At 49.5% G+C, this 16,206-nt stretch carries 21 protein-coding genes; 9 read left to right on the top strand and 12 right to left on the bottom strand.

What is annotated here, in order from left to right; genetic code table 11:
- Positions 1 to 262 precede the first annotated feature (262 nt).
- The 7 genes from ACTHTQ_RS04030 to ACTHTQ_RS04000 form a co-directional block, all read right to left on the bottom strand.
- The gene (locus ACTHTQ_RS04030; protein WP_283119002.1) at positions 263 to 475 is read right to left on the bottom strand and encodes a hypothetical protein; all 213 of its coding nucleotides are present in this window, start codon (positions 473 to 475) and stop codon (positions 263 to 265) included.
- Positions 445 to 753: a hypothetical protein gene (locus ACTHTQ_RS04025; protein ID WP_283119001.1), complete on the bottom strand. Its 309-nt coding sequence runs from the start codon at positions 751 to 753 to the stop codon at positions 445 to 447. The genes ACTHTQ_RS04030 and ACTHTQ_RS04025 overlap by 31 nt, the downstream gene beginning before the upstream one ends.
- 78 nt (positions 754 to 831) lie before the next feature.
- The gene (gene speD, locus ACTHTQ_RS04020) at positions 832 to 1,215 is read right to left on the bottom strand and encodes an adenosylmethionine decarboxylase (protein WP_440363162.1); all 384 of its coding nucleotides are present in this window, start codon (positions 1,213 to 1,215) and stop codon (positions 832 to 834) included.
- A complete protein-coding gene (locus tag ACTHTQ_RS04015) occupies positions 1,212 to 1,358 on the bottom strand; it encodes a hypothetical protein (RefSeq protein ID WP_168164757.1) in 147 nt (48 codons plus the stop codon). Before ACTHTQ_RS04015 ends, speD begins: the two co-directional genes overlap by 4 nt.
- A gap of 1 nt (position 1,359) precedes the next feature.
- Entirely contained in the window at positions 1,360 to 2,880 is a 1,521-nt protein-coding gene (locus ACTHTQ_RS04010; protein WP_440363161.1) for a DUF4178 domain-containing protein, read from the bottom strand.
- A gap of 203 nt (positions 2,881 to 3,083) precedes the next feature.
- Positions 3,084 to 4,097, bottom strand: coding sequence for an SPFH domain-containing protein (locus ACTHTQ_RS04005; protein WP_440363160.1), 1,014 nt, complete (start codon positions 4,095 to 4,097; stop codon positions 3,084 to 3,086).
- Between the two features lie 50 nt (positions 4,098 to 4,147).
- A complete protein-coding gene (locus ACTHTQ_RS04000) occupies positions 4,148 to 4,546 on the bottom strand; it encodes a DUF350 domain-containing protein (RefSeq protein WP_208648077.1) in 399 nt (132 codons plus the stop codon).
- A gap of 204 nt (positions 4,547 to 4,750) precedes the next feature.
- On the opposite strand from ACTHTQ_RS04000, the gene ACTHTQ_RS03995 reads away from it, so the two are divergent.
- Positions 4,751 to 5,503 (top strand): CPBP family glutamic-type intramembrane protease, encoded by a 753-nt coding sequence (locus ACTHTQ_RS03995; RefSeq protein ID WP_283121145.1) that lies wholly within the window; start codon positions 4,751 to 4,753, stop codon positions 5,501 to 5,503.
- 73 nt (positions 5,504 to 5,576) lie between these two features.
- Here the strand turns inward: ACTHTQ_RS03995 and ACTHTQ_RS03990 are convergent, their stop codons facing one another.
- Complete coding sequence (locus ACTHTQ_RS03990) at positions 5,577 to 5,924, bottom strand: hypothetical protein (protein ID WP_283121146.1); 348 nt, start codon at positions 5,922 to 5,924, stop codon at positions 5,577 to 5,579.
- A gap of 174 nt (positions 5,925 to 6,098) precedes the next feature.
- Here ACTHTQ_RS03990 and ACTHTQ_RS03985 point away from each other — a divergent pair, with 174 nt between their 5' ends.
- Both ACTHTQ_RS03985 and ACTHTQ_RS03980 read left to right on the top strand, forming a co-directional pair.
- A complete protein-coding gene (locus ACTHTQ_RS03985) occupies positions 6,099 to 6,989 on the top strand; it encodes a DMT family transporter (RefSeq protein WP_440363159.1) in 891 nt (296 codons plus the stop codon).
- Positions 6,990 to 7,007: 18 nt separating this feature from the next.
- Complete coding sequence (locus ACTHTQ_RS03980; protein WP_003686136.1) at positions 7,008 to 7,364, top strand: STAS/SEC14 domain-containing protein; 357 nt, start codon at positions 7,008 to 7,010, stop codon at positions 7,362 to 7,364.
- 158 nt (positions 7,365 to 7,522) lie between these two features.
- Here the strand turns inward: ACTHTQ_RS03980 and argS are convergent, their stop codons facing one another.
- Entirely contained in the window at positions 7,523 to 9,241 is a 1,719-nt protein-coding gene (gene argS, locus ACTHTQ_RS03975) for an arginine--tRNA ligase (RefSeq protein ID WP_314052158.1), read from the bottom strand.
- A gap of 153 nt (positions 9,242 to 9,394) precedes the next feature.
- Here argS and ACTHTQ_RS03970 point away from each other — a divergent pair, with 153 nt between their 5' ends.
- Both ACTHTQ_RS03970 and ACTHTQ_RS03965 read left to right on the top strand, forming a co-directional pair.
- Positions 9,395 to 9,931, top strand: a complete 537-nt coding sequence (locus ACTHTQ_RS03970; protein ID WP_250590383.1) for an isochorismatase family protein — start codon at positions 9,395 to 9,397, stop codon at positions 9,929 to 9,931.
- Positions 9,932 to 9,944: 13 nt separating this feature from the next.
- Positions 9,945 to 10,445 carry an N-acetyltransferase family protein gene (locus tag ACTHTQ_RS03965; protein ID WP_440363158.1) on the top strand — a complete coding sequence of 167 codons (501 nt, stop codon included), beginning with the start codon at positions 9,945 to 9,947 and terminating at the stop codon, positions 10,443 to 10,445.
- 56 nt (positions 10,446 to 10,501) lie between these two features.
- Here ACTHTQ_RS03965 and tehB read toward each other — a convergent pair whose 3' ends face one another.
- Together tehB and ACTHTQ_RS03955 are read right to left on the bottom strand one after the other, a co-directional pair.
- Complete coding sequence (tehB, locus tag ACTHTQ_RS03960; protein ID WP_440363157.1) at positions 10,502 to 11,371, bottom strand: SAM-dependent methyltransferase TehB; 870 nt, start codon at positions 11,369 to 11,371, stop codon at positions 10,502 to 10,504.
- Between the two features lie 12 nt (positions 11,372 to 11,383).
- A complete protein-coding gene (locus ACTHTQ_RS03955; RefSeq protein ID WP_003678731.1) occupies positions 11,384 to 11,773 on the bottom strand; it encodes a PH domain-containing protein in 390 nt (129 codons plus the stop codon).
- Positions 11,774 to 11,892: 119 nt separating this feature from the next.
- On the opposite strand from ACTHTQ_RS03955, the gene rnhA reads away from it, so the two are divergent.
- The 3 genes from rnhA to ACTHTQ_RS03940 all read left to right on the top strand — a co-directional run bounded on the left by rnhA (position 11,893) and on the right by ACTHTQ_RS03940 (position 14,244).
- Entirely contained in the window at positions 11,893 to 12,330 is a 438-nt protein-coding gene (rnhA, locus tag ACTHTQ_RS03950; RefSeq protein ID WP_036473212.1) for a ribonuclease HI, read from the top strand.
- Positions 12,331 to 12,578: 248 nt separating this feature from the next.
- The gene (locus tag ACTHTQ_RS03945; protein WP_049330909.1) at positions 12,579 to 12,977 is read left to right on the top strand and encodes an HIT family protein; all 399 of its coding nucleotides are present in this window, start codon (positions 12,579 to 12,581) and stop codon (positions 12,975 to 12,977) included.
- 73 nt (positions 12,978 to 13,050) lie between these two features.
- Positions 13,051 to 14,244, top strand: coding sequence for an LD-carboxypeptidase (locus ACTHTQ_RS03940; RefSeq protein WP_440363156.1), 1,194 nt, complete (start codon positions 13,051 to 13,053; stop codon positions 14,242 to 14,244).
- 64 nt (positions 14,245 to 14,308) lie between these two features.
- On the opposite strand, the gene serC is transcribed toward ACTHTQ_RS03940, so the two are convergent.
- Positions 14,309 to 15,415, bottom strand: a complete 1,107-nt coding sequence (serC, locus tag ACTHTQ_RS03935; RefSeq protein ID WP_440363155.1) for a phosphoserine transaminase — start codon at positions 15,413 to 15,415, stop codon at positions 14,309 to 14,311.
- A gap of 343 nt (positions 15,416 to 15,758) precedes the next feature.
- Here serC and rimP point away from each other — a divergent pair, with 343 nt between their 5' ends.
- Positions 15,759 to 16,190 (top strand): ribosome maturation factor RimP, encoded by a 432-nt coding sequence (rimP, locus tag ACTHTQ_RS03930; RefSeq protein WP_250590388.1) that lies wholly within the window; start codon positions 15,759 to 15,761, stop codon positions 16,188 to 16,190.
- Positions 16,191 to 16,206: the final 16 nt, after the last annotated feature.

Here is a 16,206-nt window from a genome sequence, read left to right as displayed (position 1 = left end):
GTACGCCTCCACAGACGCACCACAGCTTGGGCAATCGGTTTTAAAAAAAGGCGTTTTTCCATATAGCGTCAATATTTCAGTTTAATCAGTACAAGGTTTAAGGCCGTCTGAAAACGGATTGAATATGCTTTCAGACGGCCTGTCTTTTAATAAAGAATACTTTATATTGTTTTTTGAGTGTTATGCCATACGATGAACTTGTTTTCTTTAACAAAAGCCAAGTTTATTAATCAGCAAAAAATTGTACATCTCTCTCTTTTACTCATCCAGTCGGGCAAACGCCTTTTGCGAAAATAAGCAACTGACCTTCATCATCAACATGAGTGGAAAGACGGCATTTTTTGCCTTTAGGCGGTTTGATTTTCCATTCTGTTGGGAAATCGGTAGGTTTGGTGCAGTTGTCAGGTAGGCTCATATCATGGCAACTGATTTGGTTTTCTTTGATTACCAAAGGTACTTTTTTACTTTTATCCAAGAGTATCCTTTTTCAGTATTTTTGCTGTCATTACCGATAACACAAAGATATTGCATATAGTGCAATTGAGCGATTGAAGATGCCTTATCGCCTGGCTGAACTTGTAGGGATGTGCCTTGGTTATTACTGACATAAACTTGATTACGACAATACTCGGTACGCTCGTGTGTTAATTTTTTTGCTTCGGCACTTTCCACCACAAGCAAAAACAAACCTGCAAGCAAGTAAATAACCAATAGCAAACTTCTGTTTCTCTTCCAATCTTTTATTTTAAGCATTTTGTTTAAAAGCCTTTTTATACAAAATTTGTTATCTAATTTGCTATCAGCCGATTTTTTCAGACGGCCTTATAGATTTTATTGTTCAACCGATGGTTGTATATCGTCCAGTATACCTTCGCCACGTCGCGCAACCGTCCAAACAGCCCTTTCTGCCGCCAATTCCCTGCGCAAGATTTCCTTCACTTTTTCCAATTTCATACCGCCGCAAATAAATGCGTCTATAGCGGCGAAATGGTGTTCCGGCCAAGTGTGGATACTGATGTGGGACTCGGCGAGCAGTAAAACGCCGGTTACGCCGCCTGCGCCGCTGAATGTGTGGAAATGTTCATTCAATATGGTGGCTTCTGCAGCCTGTGCGGCAGCTACCAAAGCGGTTTTCAGACGGCCTTCATCTTTTAAGATGGCTTCATCGCAGCCGTATAAGTCTAATAGGCCATGGTTACCGGGGGCATGGGTCATTTATGGCCTCCGGAATAACCCCTGCCGCCGTAATAACCGCCGGAGTGCATACGCGAGCCGTCGGAGTCGGAAGAGCCGTAGCTAATGATCATGGAGATGACGATGATGATGGTGCTGAAAATGATGTAAGTGATTCTCGACATGTTAATCCTCGTCCTCGTCTTTTTTACCCATAGTCCACAACAACCAGCATCCTATAAAGATGACGGTAAGTGCAGTAGAGCTGTCACCGGTCAGAAGCGCAGGGAGGTTGACGACAACCAAGATGGCGGTCATTATGATTCTTAATGATTTATCAATACCGTCTGCCGCCATGTTTGCAGTGTAATGCGGTGCGCGGCTGGTCAGATTAAACGCATCTGCAATTTCCCGATAAGCAATGGGGGTACTTCTACTCCATGCCATTTCGCGACTGTTTAGTTCGGAACCAAGCTTACGGCTTTGTCCGTCTCGGTAATCGCTGTAATAGTTCAAATCACCGCTTCGGACACGCCAATAGAAGGCGCCGGCAGCGACTTCTACCCTGCCTCCATAGTCATAAAGTTTGCCATAGCCTTGCGGTTGGCGGTTTCGGTCGAGGCGCGGCCAATCGTTCAAGGTTTCAGAAATATTCCAACCTTCATCAGCTTCAACCAGCCATAAGAAACCCTGAGTTGGGTTGTAAAGCAGATATTCCGACCATTGGCCTTCGGGTATGAGCACGCGGTTGGCTCCGTTGAACAGGTTGTCGAACGTTTCCTGTGCGTCAGTTTCGGCGTATCTGATCGCTCCCATAACGTAAAATTCGCGTTTTTTCAGACGGCCTGTCGAGCCGACAGGCAAAGTAAACATCGTATTTTGCGACAAACGCAGATTATTGGCGGTAATAAGCTCCGCTTTATCTTTGCCGACTGCCAATTCGCTGCCGCAACTTTGACAGTTCAGATGGGAAGTCAGACCGTTCACCCAATGAATGGATGAGCCGCAGTTAGGACAGTTTTCTGAAGTAATACTGCCTTTCAGACGGCCTGCACTTTCTTTAATTTCATCTTCGTGGCGCGTGTTTTCCAGCTTCAAATCATCTAGGTTTACCATGCGCCCGAAGAAGGCTTCGGGTGTTTTATTGTTGTAATCGAGCGTGATGAAAAGGTTTTCGCAACGCCAGTCGGAAACCCGATTTTCTGTATCCTCTTTCAAAACAAACGGCAATTCGCCCTGCGCAGCCGCGCGTTTCAAGCTGATTTTGCGGACATCGGAGGCAATATAGCGCTTATCTTGAAAAGTCAGCTCGCTAAATCCGGCTCGTGTGTCTTCAAATTTCGGCGGATTATCGATTTCGACCGGCATGGTCATCACATATAAATCGCCCGCCTCAGAAAGCCAACCTGCCCTGCCGTCGTCAAATAGCGCATACCATTCATTCCACGCGCCATCGTCGTATTGCACCTGAAGCCGCCCGACCAAGGTAAAGCGTTGAGCGACAAATGTGCCGCTGGTTCCGATTTGCAACGGACTAAAATCTTCCAGCAATGCGGAATCGCGGCCGGAATCGACAACGCCGTTATCTTGCCGCACCAGCATGCTGTTGCAATAGCCGCACACCAGCGTCACAGCAGAAGCAGAATGCGCTTCGACAGGTGCGCCGCAGCTTGGGCAGTCGGTTTTGAAGAAAGGAGTTTGAGACATGGATTTGCTTTTTCAGAATGGGTTGGAATGTTTCAGACGGCCTTAACGTTTATATCAACTGGTTTTATCAATGATTTCAGATTAGAAACAAACCAAATCGCCGAATAGACTCAATCAAATGATTCAAAAGGCCGTCTGAAATCTTTTCACAGAAGCAGCTCAACGCTTCTTTGAATGATATTTTTCAGACGGCCTTCAATTGATTAACCAATCAACTGTTTCAACACTTCAGCCTTGGCTTTATCGAAATCTTCTTGCGAAATCAAACCGCCATCCAGCAAAGACTTGAGTTTCACCAATTTCGCCTGCGGATCTTCGGCAGCCGGCTGAACATTTTGCTGAGCCTGTTGCGTATTCGGCTGCATCATGCCAGACATGGCTCCCGCCATCGCCTGACCAATACCGGCACCTACGCCCAAACCTGCACCGATTCCGGCAAGTCCGCCTTCATTTTGAGCCGCAAGCGGGATGGATTCGGCAGTTTGATATTGGGTGTAGCGTCCCAAATCGCCGATAACGCCCATCGAAATTTTCTTATCCAACGCAGCCTGAATAGACGCGGGCAAGGTAATGCTTTCAACAGTGAAGTTTTCCAGCGCCAAACCCAGCTTGGCAAATTCCGCACCGAGCAATTCGCCGATTTTTTGCGACAGCAAAACTTGGTTCGCCGCCATATCCAAGAATGGAATACCGGAGCTGCCAAACGCGGCCGCCAATTGGGTGACTGCAATATTGCGCAGCTGGTTTTCCAAGTCTACACCGCTGTATTGCGCCGCCACGCCGCTGACTTCTTTGAAGAATTTTGCCGGATCGCTGATGCGGTAAGAATACATACCGAACGAACGCAGTTGCACCGCGCCAAACTCGGCATCACGTACGGTAGCAGGTTGGGACGTACCCCATTTTCGTGCGAGCTGTTGTTTGGTATTGAAAAAGTAAACATCCGATTTAAAAGGGGATTCAAAAAGCTTGTCCCAGTTTTTCAAGTTGGTCAGCACAGGCAACGTTTGCGTATTGAGTGTGTAACGCCCCGGACCAAACACGTCGGCGGTTACGCCTTCATCGACAAACATCACCATCTGCGCCTCACGCACAGTCAGGCTCGCACCGTTTTGGATTTCCTCATCGGCAATTGGAAAACGCCACATCAGCAGGCTGTCGTCGGGATTCGGCCATTGAATGACGTCGATAAACTGTTTCTTGATAAAATTGAACATTTCAGTTCCTTATAAAATAAATCGGGATACAAAATTCAAGGTATGGGTATTCAAGTCAAGCAAGCAGCGTTCAAAATGCCGATCGAGATGGACACTGCACCAAACAACGCGCCGACGGCGACATTGTTGCCGATAAGTTCTGCGGTAGCGCCTTTAATCATCATTGTTGCAGCGAAATAGACAAAAATCTGAATCACTGCTGCGGCAAGTCCCCACAGGATAAAATCGATGAAGCTGATACTGTGGGCAATGCTTGAGGCAAGCGTCAGACAGAAACCGACCAATGCGCCGCCAAACGACAAGGCGCAGGCAAGGTTGCCGTTTTTAATCAGGCGCAATTCTTCGGCAGGGGTAATCCGCAGATATACGGCACCGAAAACTACAGTCATGGCAACACCTGCCAACATATATTGCAGGTAAAGCAGATATTGGGACAGAGAAATACTCACGATAAGATTCCTTGTTTTGCAATAAAGTGATTATGCCATATTTTTGAAGATAAACCCTTCGGAAATATGGCATTTTTAGAAGCGCTTCAGGCCGTCTGAAACGGTATGATTTTTAATTTATGTTTTATTGTGATAATTGTTGACGATTTTTGTATATTTATGTAACTATTGCGCACCGCTATTTATTAGAGTAACGAGGAGAATATGAGCATACTCGCCGCCATCCGCCCTAAAGAGCCTTTGCGCCATCTGCGCTGGTTTGACATGCTGATTGTGACCGCCATCCTGTTCGGTCAATTTGCCTACCGTTCTACCCAACTTTATATCGCCAGCCTGATGCCGCAAGTGGAAACAGCCGCTGCTACCGAAGAAGTGCGCGATACTGCGGTAACCGGCGTGGCTTATTCGGAAAACATGAGCCTGCAGCTGACGCTGCTTGCTATTGCTCTGGTTTACCTCGTTATCCGCCGTTTCGACTTCAAACAGTTGCCGATTCGCTTTAATTTAGGCGTATTGTTTTGGACGCCTGTAATTTTTATCCTGATGGGTCTGACCGCCGATGCGGTGACTTCGTTAAGCGGCGGCTACAATTACTTCACCACTGAAATTTTCCAATACATCAAGCCATTATCCATCTTCGACAAATTCGCCGCCCTTGCGCCGATGGCCATCCTCTACGGCCTTTTAAACGGCTTTTATGAAGAATTCTGTTTCCTCGGTCTTTTGACCTGCGTGGAAGACAAATACAAATGGCAGGCATTGGCCTATTCGATCTTGGTGCGCGTCTCCTTCCATACTTACCAAGGCATGCTTTGGGCGACCGTTATCGGCGTTGTTTTCGGCTTGATGTACTACTTCTTCTACAAATACAAAGTCAAAAACCTGTTGCCGTTTTTCCTGGTTCACGCCTTGGCAGATATCTTCGGCTCCGGCTTCATCTATTTGATTTGCGCTTAATAGCAACGGTTGGATGAATAAACAAGGCCGTCTGAAACATTATTTTTCAGACGGCCTTTTATCATCTATCGGTTTACTTAATCAAAGTAATTGCCACATCCGCATCTTTGGTTGCAACTGCCTCAATCACTGCATCGCCGCCAAACCTCAACACCGAGCCTGCGCCGACCGTATGCTTTTCAGTCTGATTCAACGTCACGTCAAAGCTTCCTTTTCCAACGGCAAAAATCAGCGTTTTAAAACCCGGATGATCGTGCGGTTTAATCTGCTCCCCTTTCTTCATGTCTTTCTTAACAACAATGTAATTTTCGCCGCTGAAAATTTTACCGTTTTCGGAAGAAACCTCTCCCAAAGGCGCGGCAGAAACGGCAATGGAAAACAAAGCAGACAGCAATACAGCAGGAATATTAGATACTTTCATGACAAGCCTTTCTTAAAATAGGGCTTCCATTCTATAAAAACCCGCTTTATTATTCCATAACAATTCTCATTTCCTAATAAAAAGGCCGTCTGAAACCCAACGATATTTTTCAGACGGCCTGATTGACCTGTATAATATTTTCTTATTAATAAAATCGCTTTACATACCCATCAAATGGAAACCATCAGAAAAGATCCGCTCGGCTCGGCATGGGTGGTTATTGCCACGCTCGGCTTTACCGTCATGAACCTCTCCGTCAAAGCCGCCTCTACACATTTCGGCTTTTCCAGCGGCGAGCTGGTCTTTTGGCGCATGCTGGTCTCCACCCTGTTCTTAGGCATCATGGCCAAAGTGCAAGGCAACACATTTTCCACGCCGCATTGGAAAACCCATCTCAACCGCAGCGTCATCGGCACGCTTGCCATGATGTGCACGCTTTATTCCGTCATACATCTGCCGCTGGCAACAGGCGTCACGCTCAACTACACCTCCTCCATCTGGCTTGCCATCTTTTCATTTTTCATTTTAAAAGAACGAATTACGCTTTATACCCAAGCCATTCTGGTTATGGGCTTTATCGGCGTTATCCTGTTGCTCAATCCATCTTTTCAAGGCGGACAGGAATTTGCCGCACTGGTCAGTTTGGCAGGCGGCGCCATGTCAGGCTGGGCGTATTTGCAAGTGCGCGAACTCTCGCTTTTGGGCGAACCGGGCTGGCGCGTGGTGTTTTATCTGTCGCTTACCGGCCTGATTATGTCCGCCATTTGGAGCTGCTTTACCGGCTGGCATCCGCTGACCGTGTCTTCCCTGCCCTATCTGGCCGGCATCGGCATCTCCGCCATGATTGCCCAACTGGCCATGACCCGCGCCTACAAGGTCGGCAAGAAATTTACCGTTGCCTCGCTTTCCTACCTGACCGTCGTTTTCTCCGCCCTGTCCGGCGTACTGCTTTTCGGCGATAAAATCACTTGGCAGGAAGCTGTCGGCATGGTTATCATTGTTGCAGGCGGCGTGTTCAGCAGTTTTACTCCGGCCTCAATCAAAAAATTTCTGATGAAGCAATAATTTAACAAGGAGAACACCATGATTTCCATCCGCGAACAATCTTACGGCTTAAACGTAGCGCTGTACAACGAGTTCACTTTGGACGATTTCCGCCAATTGGAAGAAGCCTTGTTGGCCGCGAAACAAAAAGTTCATCTGCCCGACATCCTGTTAGATTTATCCATGCTGAAAGACTTCACCATCGATATGGCGGTCGAGCAAATCAAATTCCTCAACCAACACGAAACCGACTTCGGCCGCGTTGCCGTCATTACCGACGACATTTGGATCAAACTCGGCGCGCGCCTTTCCAGCCTATTGACCAACCAACACCCAAAATATTTCAGCGATGCCACCGAAGCACAGGCTTGGTTGTTGGCAAGCAATTTGAAATAAAGACAAGGCCGTCTGAACGCATTACCTGAGCAAATTCAAAACCGCTTAGGCTCAAAATCAACGGCATCACAATATTTTTCAAAGCATAAAAAAAGGCCGTCTGAAACCTTGCAACCTGCAACGTTTCAGACGGCCTTTCATCGTTTTTATTCAAAAACTTACATGACATCCAATACATCAATACCCAACAACTCCAAGCCTTGTTTCAGCGTATCGCCGGTCAGCTTCGCCAGTTGCAGGCGGCTGTTGCGGGTTGCGCCTTCTGATTTCAGGATTGGGCAGGCTTCGTAGAAGCGGCTGAACAAAGTGGCGATTTGGTAGAGGTAGGCGGCGAGGTAGTGCGGATATGCCGTGTCCGCCACGCTTTGCAGTACGTCTTCAAATTTCAGCAGCTCGGCGGCAAGCTGTTTTTCCAGCGGTTCGGTCAAAACGGTTGGCGCGGTCGCGTCCCATTCGCCGGCTTTGCGGAACACGCTTTGCACGCGGGTGTAGGCGTATTGCAGGTAGGGGGCGGTGTTGCCTTCAAACGAAAGCATGGCGTCCCAGTCGAACACATAATCGCTGGTGCGGTTTTTGCTCAAATCGGCGTATTTGACCGCGCCGATGCCGACGGTTTTACCGATTTTGGCGGCTTCGTCTGCACCCAATTCAGGATTTTTCTCTTTCACCAAAGCGGTGGCGCGCTCGACGGCTTCGGTCAGCAGGTCAACCAGTTTTACGGTATCGCCGCTGCGCGTTTTGAACGGTTTGCCGTCTTTGCCCATCATCGTGCCGAAGCCGATAAACTCGGCTTTTGCATCTTCAGGCAGATAGCCTGCTTTGCGGGAAGTGGTGAAAAGTTGTTCGAAGTGCAGGGCTTGGCGGTGGTCGACGACGTACAGCAGGCGGTCGGCATGAAGCGTGCCGACACGGTAGCGCAAACACGCCAAGTCGGTGGAAGCATAAAGGAAGCCGCCGCCTTGTTTTTGTACGATAAATGCGGCAGGTTCGCCGTCTTTGTTTTTGAACTCGTCCAAGAACACGACTTTTGCGCCATCATCTTCGACTGCCAGACCTTTTTCGACCAAATCATCGACTACGGGTTGCAAATCATCGTTGTACTTCGATTCGCCCGCCACATCTTCAGGACGCAGTTTCAAGCCCAGCGTGTCGTAAACGGCTTGGGCGTGCGAGAGCGAAATATCGACAAACTGTTTCCACAACGCCAATACGGTTTCATCGCCGCCTTGCAGCTTCACAACGTATTCGCGCGCGGTGTCGGCAAAGGCGGCATCTTCGTCAAAGCGCACTTTGGCGGCGCGGTAAAACTGCTCCAAGTCCGCCAGTTCAAATGCGGCATTGTCTTTCTGCTGCTCGACCAAATAAGCGACCAACATGCCAAACTGCGTACCCCAGTCGCCGACGTGGTTTTGACGGATAACGGTGTTGCCCATAAATTCCAACACGCGCGAAATGCTGTCGCCGATGATGCTGGAACGCAGGTGGCCGACGTGCATTTCTTTGGCCAGATTAGGCGAAGAATAGTCGATAACGACGGTTTGCGGTTGGGCGGTTTTTGCTACGCCGAAATGCGCGTCGTTCAAGGCCGTCTGAATGTTTTGGGCGAGGAAATCAGGACGCAGGCGCAGGTTGATAAAGCCAGGGCCGGCTACTTCCGCGCTTTCAATCACGGCATTGTCGGCCAATGCTTCGGCCACTTTTTGCGCCAATTCGCGCGGATTTTGTTTGGCTTTTTTCGCCGCACCCATCACGCCGTTGATTTGGAAATCGCCAAAGTCGGGATTTTTCGCCGCCTGCAATACAACGGGGCTGTCGGACAAACCGGCAGCGGCAAAGGCTGCTTGGGCTTCACGTTCGACGGTTTGGTATAAATTCATGTTGTCGGTCTCTATCAATTCAAATCAGGCGGTATTTTAAAAGAATTTCGGGCTTTAAAACAGGGCAAGCTGCAATACTTTTCCAGCGGCTTGTTATATGATTGCATTCTGATTCAACGATTTTGCTGTCAAGGCAGTCTGAAAGGAAAAGCCATGAACCCCAAAAATACGCTTTGTCTGATTGTCGATATTCAAGAACGCCTGCTGCCCGCCCTTTCCGGCGCGGATGAAATGGTGAAACGCTGCCGCCTGCTGATTCAAGGTTTGACGGCTTTAGACGTATCCTTTGCCGTAACCGAACAATATCCGAAAGGTTTGGGCAACACCGTATCCGCCGTATCGCTGCTGTTGCCTGAAGGCACGCCTGTTGTCGAGAAAACCCGATTTTCGGCGTTTTTACCTGAAATTCAGGAAATATTACGCAAAAACGACATTAAAAACGTTATTTTGGTGGGTGCGGAAGCGCATATCTGTATGCTTCAGACGGCCTTGGATTTGAAAGCGCAAGGTTACGCCGTATCCCTGCCTTTTGAATGCACCGCCTCGCGCACAACGGCCAACCGCGACAATGGTTTGGCGCAACTGAGCCGTCAGGGCATTACCGTTTCCAATGTTGAAAGTATTTTGTTCCAACTGCTCGGCGATGCCAAACATTCGGCCTTTAAGACTATCTCCAAACTGATTCAATAACAGGCCGTCTGAAATGCAATACACCATCCGCCCTGCCCTGCGCCAAGACTTGCCCGCCATCGTCGATATTTACAACAGCACCGTGGCCACGCGCCAATCCACTGCCGATTTGTCGCCGACCACGGTTGCCGAGCGTGAAATGTGGTTTGCCGCACACACGGACAAACGCCCGATCTACGCCCTTTACGATACCGACGGCACCGTATTGGCCTGGGGCAGTTTCAGCGACTACCATCCGCGCTACGCCTACCACATCAGTGCGGAAGTCAGCATTTATGTCCGCCACGATATGCGCGGCGCGGGCGTGGGCAAAATTCTGTTGCGGCACATGCTCGAACGCGCGCCGTCCTTAGACATCCACAACGTCATCGCGCTTGTGTTCGGCCACAACTATCCGAGCCTGAACCTGTTTCACCGTTTCGGTTTTGAAGAATGGGGGCGGCTGCCGCAAGTCTGCGATTTGGAAACCATGTTGGCAGACTTGGTGATTTTGGGCAAAAGGATTGTGGATTGATGACGACAAAGGCCGTCTGAAAACTGAATTTAGACGGCCTTTTTACGGTAAAACCTTTATTCCGGTTTCTTCGCCAGCATGGTGACGAATTTAAACTGAATCGGATTGCCGAATTCGTCTTTCGCGTGCATCGAACCCAGCTCTTCCTTGTATTCCACCAATTCCCAATCCTTATAGTATTCGCGCAGCTCGCCCTCGCCAAACTTGAACGGGAACAGCATCGGGCAAGGGAAATCTTCCGTATCCATCGCAGACACGATCAGGTTGTAGCCGCCGGGGTTGGTGTGTTCCTTCATATTGGCAATCACATCAGGAACGTAACGCGGCATCAGGAACATAAACACCACGGTCGCCACCATATAATCGAAGTTTTCCTGAATATTGGCGGCATTGAGGTCGTATTCAAACGCGCGGACATTCAGTTCTTCGATACGCGCCAGCTCTTCCACGTTTTGAACCGCGTTCGGATTATTATCGACAGCGGTAACGTCAAAACCTTTCAAACCCAGATACAGCGCATTGCGGCCCTGACCACAGCCCATATCCAAAACCTTGCCGACAGGCACGATGCCTTCGGCGGCGCGGACGGCCGAATGTGTCGCACTCATGCCGTATTTCTTATTGAAATAGTCAGCCGCCTCGCAGTAAAACGACAGTTGGATTTCCGTGTCTTGCGTTTGCGGCGCGATAAAGTGCCATGCTTGCGGATGGATAATCCAATCATCGCTTTCAGGCGTCAGCTCGTGCGTGGCCGTAATATTGCCCGCCTCGTCCACTTCGTTGAAGTTCAGACGGCCTTGGAGGACATTGAGGCAGCCCCAAGTACCGGCGGCGGTATTGTGTTTGGACAACAAGGCTTCGGGGATCTCGTCCGCCGTCCATACCGGCATCTGTTTGTAACAAAACAATTCTTGCTGTTCGCTCATCATGTTTCCTTTCTATTTTGACGGTTTCAACACAGCTTCTGCCAAGGCTTTCTGAATGGCAATCACGCTCTTGTCGCTTTTAAATTGCAGGGTTTCGGTCGGTGCCTCGCCGGAAGAAACCCAAATCTTCAGCTCGGCATCCAAATCAAAATGACCCGAGGTTTCCACCGAAAAGCGCGACACGGAACGGTACGGAATCGAACGGTAAGACACTTTCTTGCCGGTCAACCCCTGCTTGTCCACCAACACCAGCCGATATTCGGTAAACACAATCAAATCGCGCACCAGGCTGAATGCCATTTTTACCTGTTCGCCATCAATCAGGATATTCGCCAAATCGCGTTCGACCGCATCGGCGTCTTTTTGCGAAGCATTGCCCAAAAGGCCGCTGAACAATCCCATATCTACCTGCTTTCTATACGAGTGATAAGTGCAGGGTATTTTACACGCGCAAACCGTATTTGCCGATATTTCAGACGGCCTTATGTTATGATACCGCCTTATTCGACAAAGACATGCCCATGGATAAACCCGTTTACCTCTACACAGACGGCGCATGCAAAGGCAACCCCGGCGCAGGCGGCTGGGGGGTATTTATGCGCTACGGCACACATGAAAAAGAACTGTTCGGCGGCGAAGCCGAAACCACCAACAACCGCATGGAGCTGACCGCCGTCATCGAAGGACTGAAATCCTTAAAACGCCGCTGCCAAGTCGTCATCTGCACCGACTCGCAATATGTCAAAAACGGCATGGAAAGCTGGATACACGGTTGGAAAAAAAACGGCTGGAAAACCGCCGCCAAAAAACCGGTTAAAAACGATGATTTATGGAAAGAGCTGGATAGTTTGGTTCAACAGCACGATGTCCGCTGGACGTGGGTAAAAGGCCACGCCGGACATCCTGAAAACGAAAAAGCCGACGAGCTTGCCAATCAGGGGGCTGCAAAATTTGCATAACACTTCACCCATGACTGTACTCAAATATCTCAAACCATTCTTTTGGATTGCCATCATTGCATTGATTTGTGTGACCACGTTAAGAGTGCCGAAGAATGTGACGACTTAATCACGCCCGCCTATTTATTTTGGTGGTTTATACCCAAACCGTGGTTTTTCACATTCATCACACTGACTGCTATTTACCTCGTTCTAAAAATCCTGATTGAAATCATCCGATTCCTATTCAGACTGAGAAAGAAAAACCCATGACCTGCCCCATCTGCACTGCCGACAACGAAGACATTTTGCTGCAAACGCCAAACCTGCGCGTGATCGCCGTCCACAATGAAGCCGGCGCACCGGCATTCTGCCGCGTTATTTGGAATGACCATGTTTCCGAGATGACCGACCTTTCCCCTGCCGAACGCAACGAAATCATGGAAATGGTGTATCAGGTTGAAGCCGCAATGCGCCAAGTCTTCCGCCCGGCCAAAATCAATTTGGCCAGCCTCGGCAATGTTGTGCCCCACTTACATTGGCACGTCATTGCCCGCTTTGAAAACGATGCCAACTTCCCCGCGCCGATTTGGGCCGCGCCCGTCCGCGAACACGGCATGACCTTGCCCGAAAATTGGCCGCAACAAATCAAAAACTTAATCGCTTAAACTTTCAGACGGCCTGTAAAGACCGACACACCAAGTTCAGGCCGTCTGAACATATAACGAAAGGAAAACCTCAATGAACTCTACCACGCGCCGCCATTTCCTGCGTACCTGCTCTGCCGCGGCAGGCGCAGGGTTGTTGCAAGCCTGCGGCACAGGCACGACCACCACGCCGCAAACCAAAACCACTTCTACCACCGCGAAAGCCAAAACCGTGCAACCTAAGCAACCCCATCCGCCACGTTCCGGCGACAACCTCCTGCGCGTTGTTGCGCCGTCAGGCTTCGCCGAAAACCCCAACCGCGTGACCACTGGCCTGACTCGCCTCTACAACGCAGGCTTTACCGTGACCAACCAACAGGCAGGCAGCCGCCGTTACCAACGCTTTGCCGGCAGCGACGCCCAACGCGCCGCAGACTTTCAAGACGTTGCCAGCGGCCGTGTCGAAACGCCCAAAGTCTTGATGGGCCTGCGCGGCGGCTACGGTGCAGCACGCATCCTGCCTCAAATCGACTTTGCCTCACTCGGCGCCAGAATGCGCGAACGCGGCACATTGTTCTTCGGCTTCAGCGACGTATGCGCCGTCCAACTTGCCCTGTTAGCCAAAGGCAATATGATGAGCTTTGCCGGCCCGATGGTATACAGCGAATTCGGCAAAGCTGCCCCCAGCGTCTTTACCATGGATTCTTTCATCCGCGGCACGACCAACAATGTCAACATCGTTGATGTCCCAACCATCCAACGCGCCGATGTCAACGTCGAAGGCACATTGTGGGGAGGCAACCTCAGCGTTCTCGCCTCCCTCGCCGGTACGCCTTACATGCCCGATATTCAAGGCGGCATCCTCTTTATCGAAGACGTCAGCGAGCAACCCTACCGCATCGAGCGCATGCTCAACACGCTTTATCTGTCAGGTGTTTTGCAAAAACAACGTGCCATCATCTTCGGCGATTTCCGCATGGGTACCATCCGCGACGTGTACGACTCCAGCTACGACTTCTCCGCCGTCGTCAACCACATTTCACGCACTGCCAAGATTCCTGTGTTGACCGGTTTCCCATTCGGCCACATTACCAACAAAACCACTTTCCCGTTGGGCGCGCATGCCAAAGTCCGCAGTACCGGCAACGGCGGTTATTCCGTCACCTTCAGCGGCTATCCGACACTGAACCCGTCCGCGCTGACACTCGACAACCTGCTGCCGCCTCCTGTTCCGACTTACGACAGTACTATCTACCGCGACAGCATCACTGAAGAAGTCACCGAATAAGGCTTGTTCAAATCAAAAAGGCCGTCTGAAACCCAGTTTCAGACGGCCTTTTTATATCTTCATCTTAACCGTAACGTCGTTGGAAATCTTTCATAAAGTCAGCCAACGCGTTCACACCTTCAAGCGGCATCGCATTGTAAATGCTGGCACGCATACCGCCGACGGTTTTATAGCCCTTGAGCAGGCACAAGCCCTGCAACTCAGCTTCCAACACAAAACGGCGATCCAAGTCTTCGCTTGCGGTTTTAAAGACCACGTTCATTTTGGAGCGCGCATCAGGATGAATATCGTTGATGTAAAAACCGCCGCTGCCGTCTATCATCTCATACAAGGTTTGCGCCTTTATTCGATTGACCGCTTCAATTTTTTTCACACCGCCCTGCGTTTGCAGCCAGCGGAACACCAAACCCGACATATAAATCGCATAAGTGGAAGGCGTGTTGTACATACCATCGCGGTTGATGTGCGAACAGTAGTTGAACACATCGGGAATATCGTTCGGACAACGCTCCAGCAAATCCTCGCGGATAATGACCACGGTCGCACCGGCAGGGCCGATATTTTTTTGTGCGCCGGCATAAATCAAGCCGTAATCGGATACATCAAACTCACGCGACAAAATCTCGCTCGACATATCGCACACCAGCGGCGGCAGGCCGTCTGAAAGTTTGGGGACGTTTTGATACTGCAAGCCGTTGACGGTTTCATTAATCGCAAAATGAACAAACGCGGAATTCGGGTTCACATCCCAATCCTCCACCGCAGGTAGGTTTTTATAGGCATATTGCTCGCCGCCATGCGCGGCCAAACGGATTTCGGCATTGCTCAAACGGCTCATCTGTTCATAGGCAATACGGCTCCAGTTGCCCGTTACCACCGCATCGGCAGTCGTAAAACCGTGCGCTAAATTCATGGTCACCATATTGAATTGCGTGGTCGCACCGCCCTGTAAAAACAGGATTTTATAGTTGGACGGAATATTCAAAAGCTGGCGCAAGTCTTGTTCGGCATGATGCAGAATGCTCAAAAACATATCCGAACGGTGGCTCATCGCCATCACGGGGAAACCCGTACCGTTGTAGTCGAGCATTTCCTGTTGTGCGGTATGTAATACCGCTTCCGGCAATACGGCAGGACCTGCGGAAAAATTGTAAATCGGGTGTGCGGACATGGCGGTCTTCTTTCTTATTCGGAGAGTATAAGGAAATTGTAGAACCGCCTTGCACATTGTGCAAGCACGAAAAATCAGAAAATCCAAGACCGTCTGAAAACAAAGCAACACCAATTCTTTGTTTTCCAAAATAATTTCAAAAACGCTATATCAAAACTTGTCAACAATTTCCTTTTCAGACGGCCTCGACCCTACCCTTTACATTTAAGCAATCACTTCAAAAAATCCACGCCAAATCAACACTTTTCTTTTATCTTGAAAACAGTTATAATAGGCCAATTTTTCAAATCACACGAAAAATGGCCGCGCGGCCATTTTTTTGTTTATGTACTTCTGGAGAAGCATGGATATTCAAAGCATTCTTGATAAAACCCTGCCCGGCTTGGGCTACGAGCTAGTCGATTTCGAACTGACCGCACAAGGAGATTTGCGCGTTTTCATCGATAAAGAAGGCGGCATTACCGTCGAAGACTGCGCCACTGTCAGCAACCATCTGAGCCGCGTGTTTATGGTTGAAGACATCGACTACAAACGTTTGGAAATCTCCAGCCCGGGCCTTGACCGTCCGTTGAAAAAAGCCGCCGACTTCGTGCGCTTTACCGGCCAGAACGCCAAAATCAAAACACGCCTGCCGATTGATGGTCAGAAAAACTTCATCGGCCGCATCGAATCTTGCGAAAACGACATCGTTACCGTCTCTTTCGACGGCAAAACTGCCCAAATCGAATTGAGCAACATCGACAAAGCCCGTTTGCGCCCCGAATTTAAATTTTAAAAACCGATTACTTGGA

Source organism: Neisseria sp. P0020.S003, assembly GCF_051957095.1.
GTDB lineage: Bacteria > Pseudomonadota > Gammaproteobacteria > Burkholderiales > Neisseriaceae > Neisseria > Neisseria subflava.
Note: the sequence above shows the minus strand (reverse complement) of the source record. Positions and strands in the feature narration are given on the sequence as shown.

Coding starts and splice junctions, on each gene's coding strand:
- ACTHTQ_RS04025 (WP_283119001.1), bottom strand. CDS start 753: ATGCTTAAAATAAAAGATTGGAAGAGAAACAGAAGTTTGCTATTGGTT.
- speD (WP_440363162.1), bottom strand. CDS start 1,215: ATGACCCATGCCCCCGGTAACCATGGCCTATTAGACTTATACGGCTGC.
- ACTHTQ_RS04015 (WP_168164757.1), bottom strand. CDS start 1,358: ATGTCGAGAATCACTTACATCATTTTCAGCACCATCATCATCGTCATC.
- ACTHTQ_RS04010 (WP_440363161.1), bottom strand. CDS start 2,880: ATGTCTCAAACTCCTTTCTTCAAAACCGACTGCCCAAGCTGCGGCGCA.
- ACTHTQ_RS04005 (WP_440363160.1), bottom strand. CDS start 4,097: ATGTTCAATTTTATCAAGAAACAGTTTATCGACGTCATTCAATGGCCG.
- ACTHTQ_RS03995 (WP_283121145.1), top strand. CDS start 4,751: ATGAGCATACTCGCCGCCATCCGCCCTAAAGAGCCTTTGCGCCATCTG.
- ACTHTQ_RS03990 (WP_283121146.1), bottom strand. CDS start 5,924: ATGAAAGTATCTAATATTCCTGCTGTATTGCTGTCTGCTTTGTTTTCC.
- ACTHTQ_RS03985 (WP_440363159.1), top strand. CDS start 6,099: ATGGAAACCATCAGAAAAGATCCGCTCGGCTCGGCATGGGTGGTTATT.
- ACTHTQ_RS03980 (WP_003686136.1), top strand. CDS start 7,008: ATGATTTCCATCCGCGAACAATCTTACGGCTTAAACGTAGCGCTGTAC.
- argS (WP_314052158.1), bottom strand. CDS start 9,241: ATGAATTTATACCAAACCGTCGAACGTGAAGCCCAAGCAGCCTTTGCC.
- ACTHTQ_RS03970 (WP_250590383.1), top strand. CDS start 9,395: ATGAACCCCAAAAATACGCTTTGTCTGATTGTCGATATTCAAGAACGC.
- ACTHTQ_RS03965 (WP_440363158.1), top strand. CDS start 9,945: ATGCAATACACCATCCGCCCTGCCCTGCGCCAAGACTTGCCCGCCATC.
- tehB (WP_440363157.1), bottom strand. CDS start 11,371: ATGAGCGAACAGCAAGAATTGTTTTGTTACAAACAGATGCCGGTATGG.
- ACTHTQ_RS03955 (WP_003678731.1), bottom strand. CDS start 11,773: ATGGGATTGTTCAGCGGCCTTTTGGGCAATGCTTCGCAAAAAGACGCC.
- rnhA (WP_036473212.1), top strand. CDS start 11,893: ATGGATAAACCCGTTTACCTCTACACAGACGGCGCATGCAAAGGCAAC.
- ACTHTQ_RS03945 (WP_049330909.1), top strand. CDS start 12,579: ATGACCTGCCCCATCTGCACTGCCGACAACGAAGACATTTTGCTGCAA.
- ACTHTQ_RS03940 (WP_440363156.1), top strand. CDS start 13,051: ATGAACTCTACCACGCGCCGCCATTTCCTGCGTACCTGCTCTGCCGCG.
- serC (WP_440363155.1), bottom strand. CDS start 15,415: ATGTCCGCACACCCGATTTACAATTTTTCCGCAGGTCCTGCCGTATTG.
- rimP (WP_250590388.1), top strand. CDS start 15,759: ATGGATATTCAAAGCATTCTTGATAAAACCCTGCCCGGCTTGGGCTAC.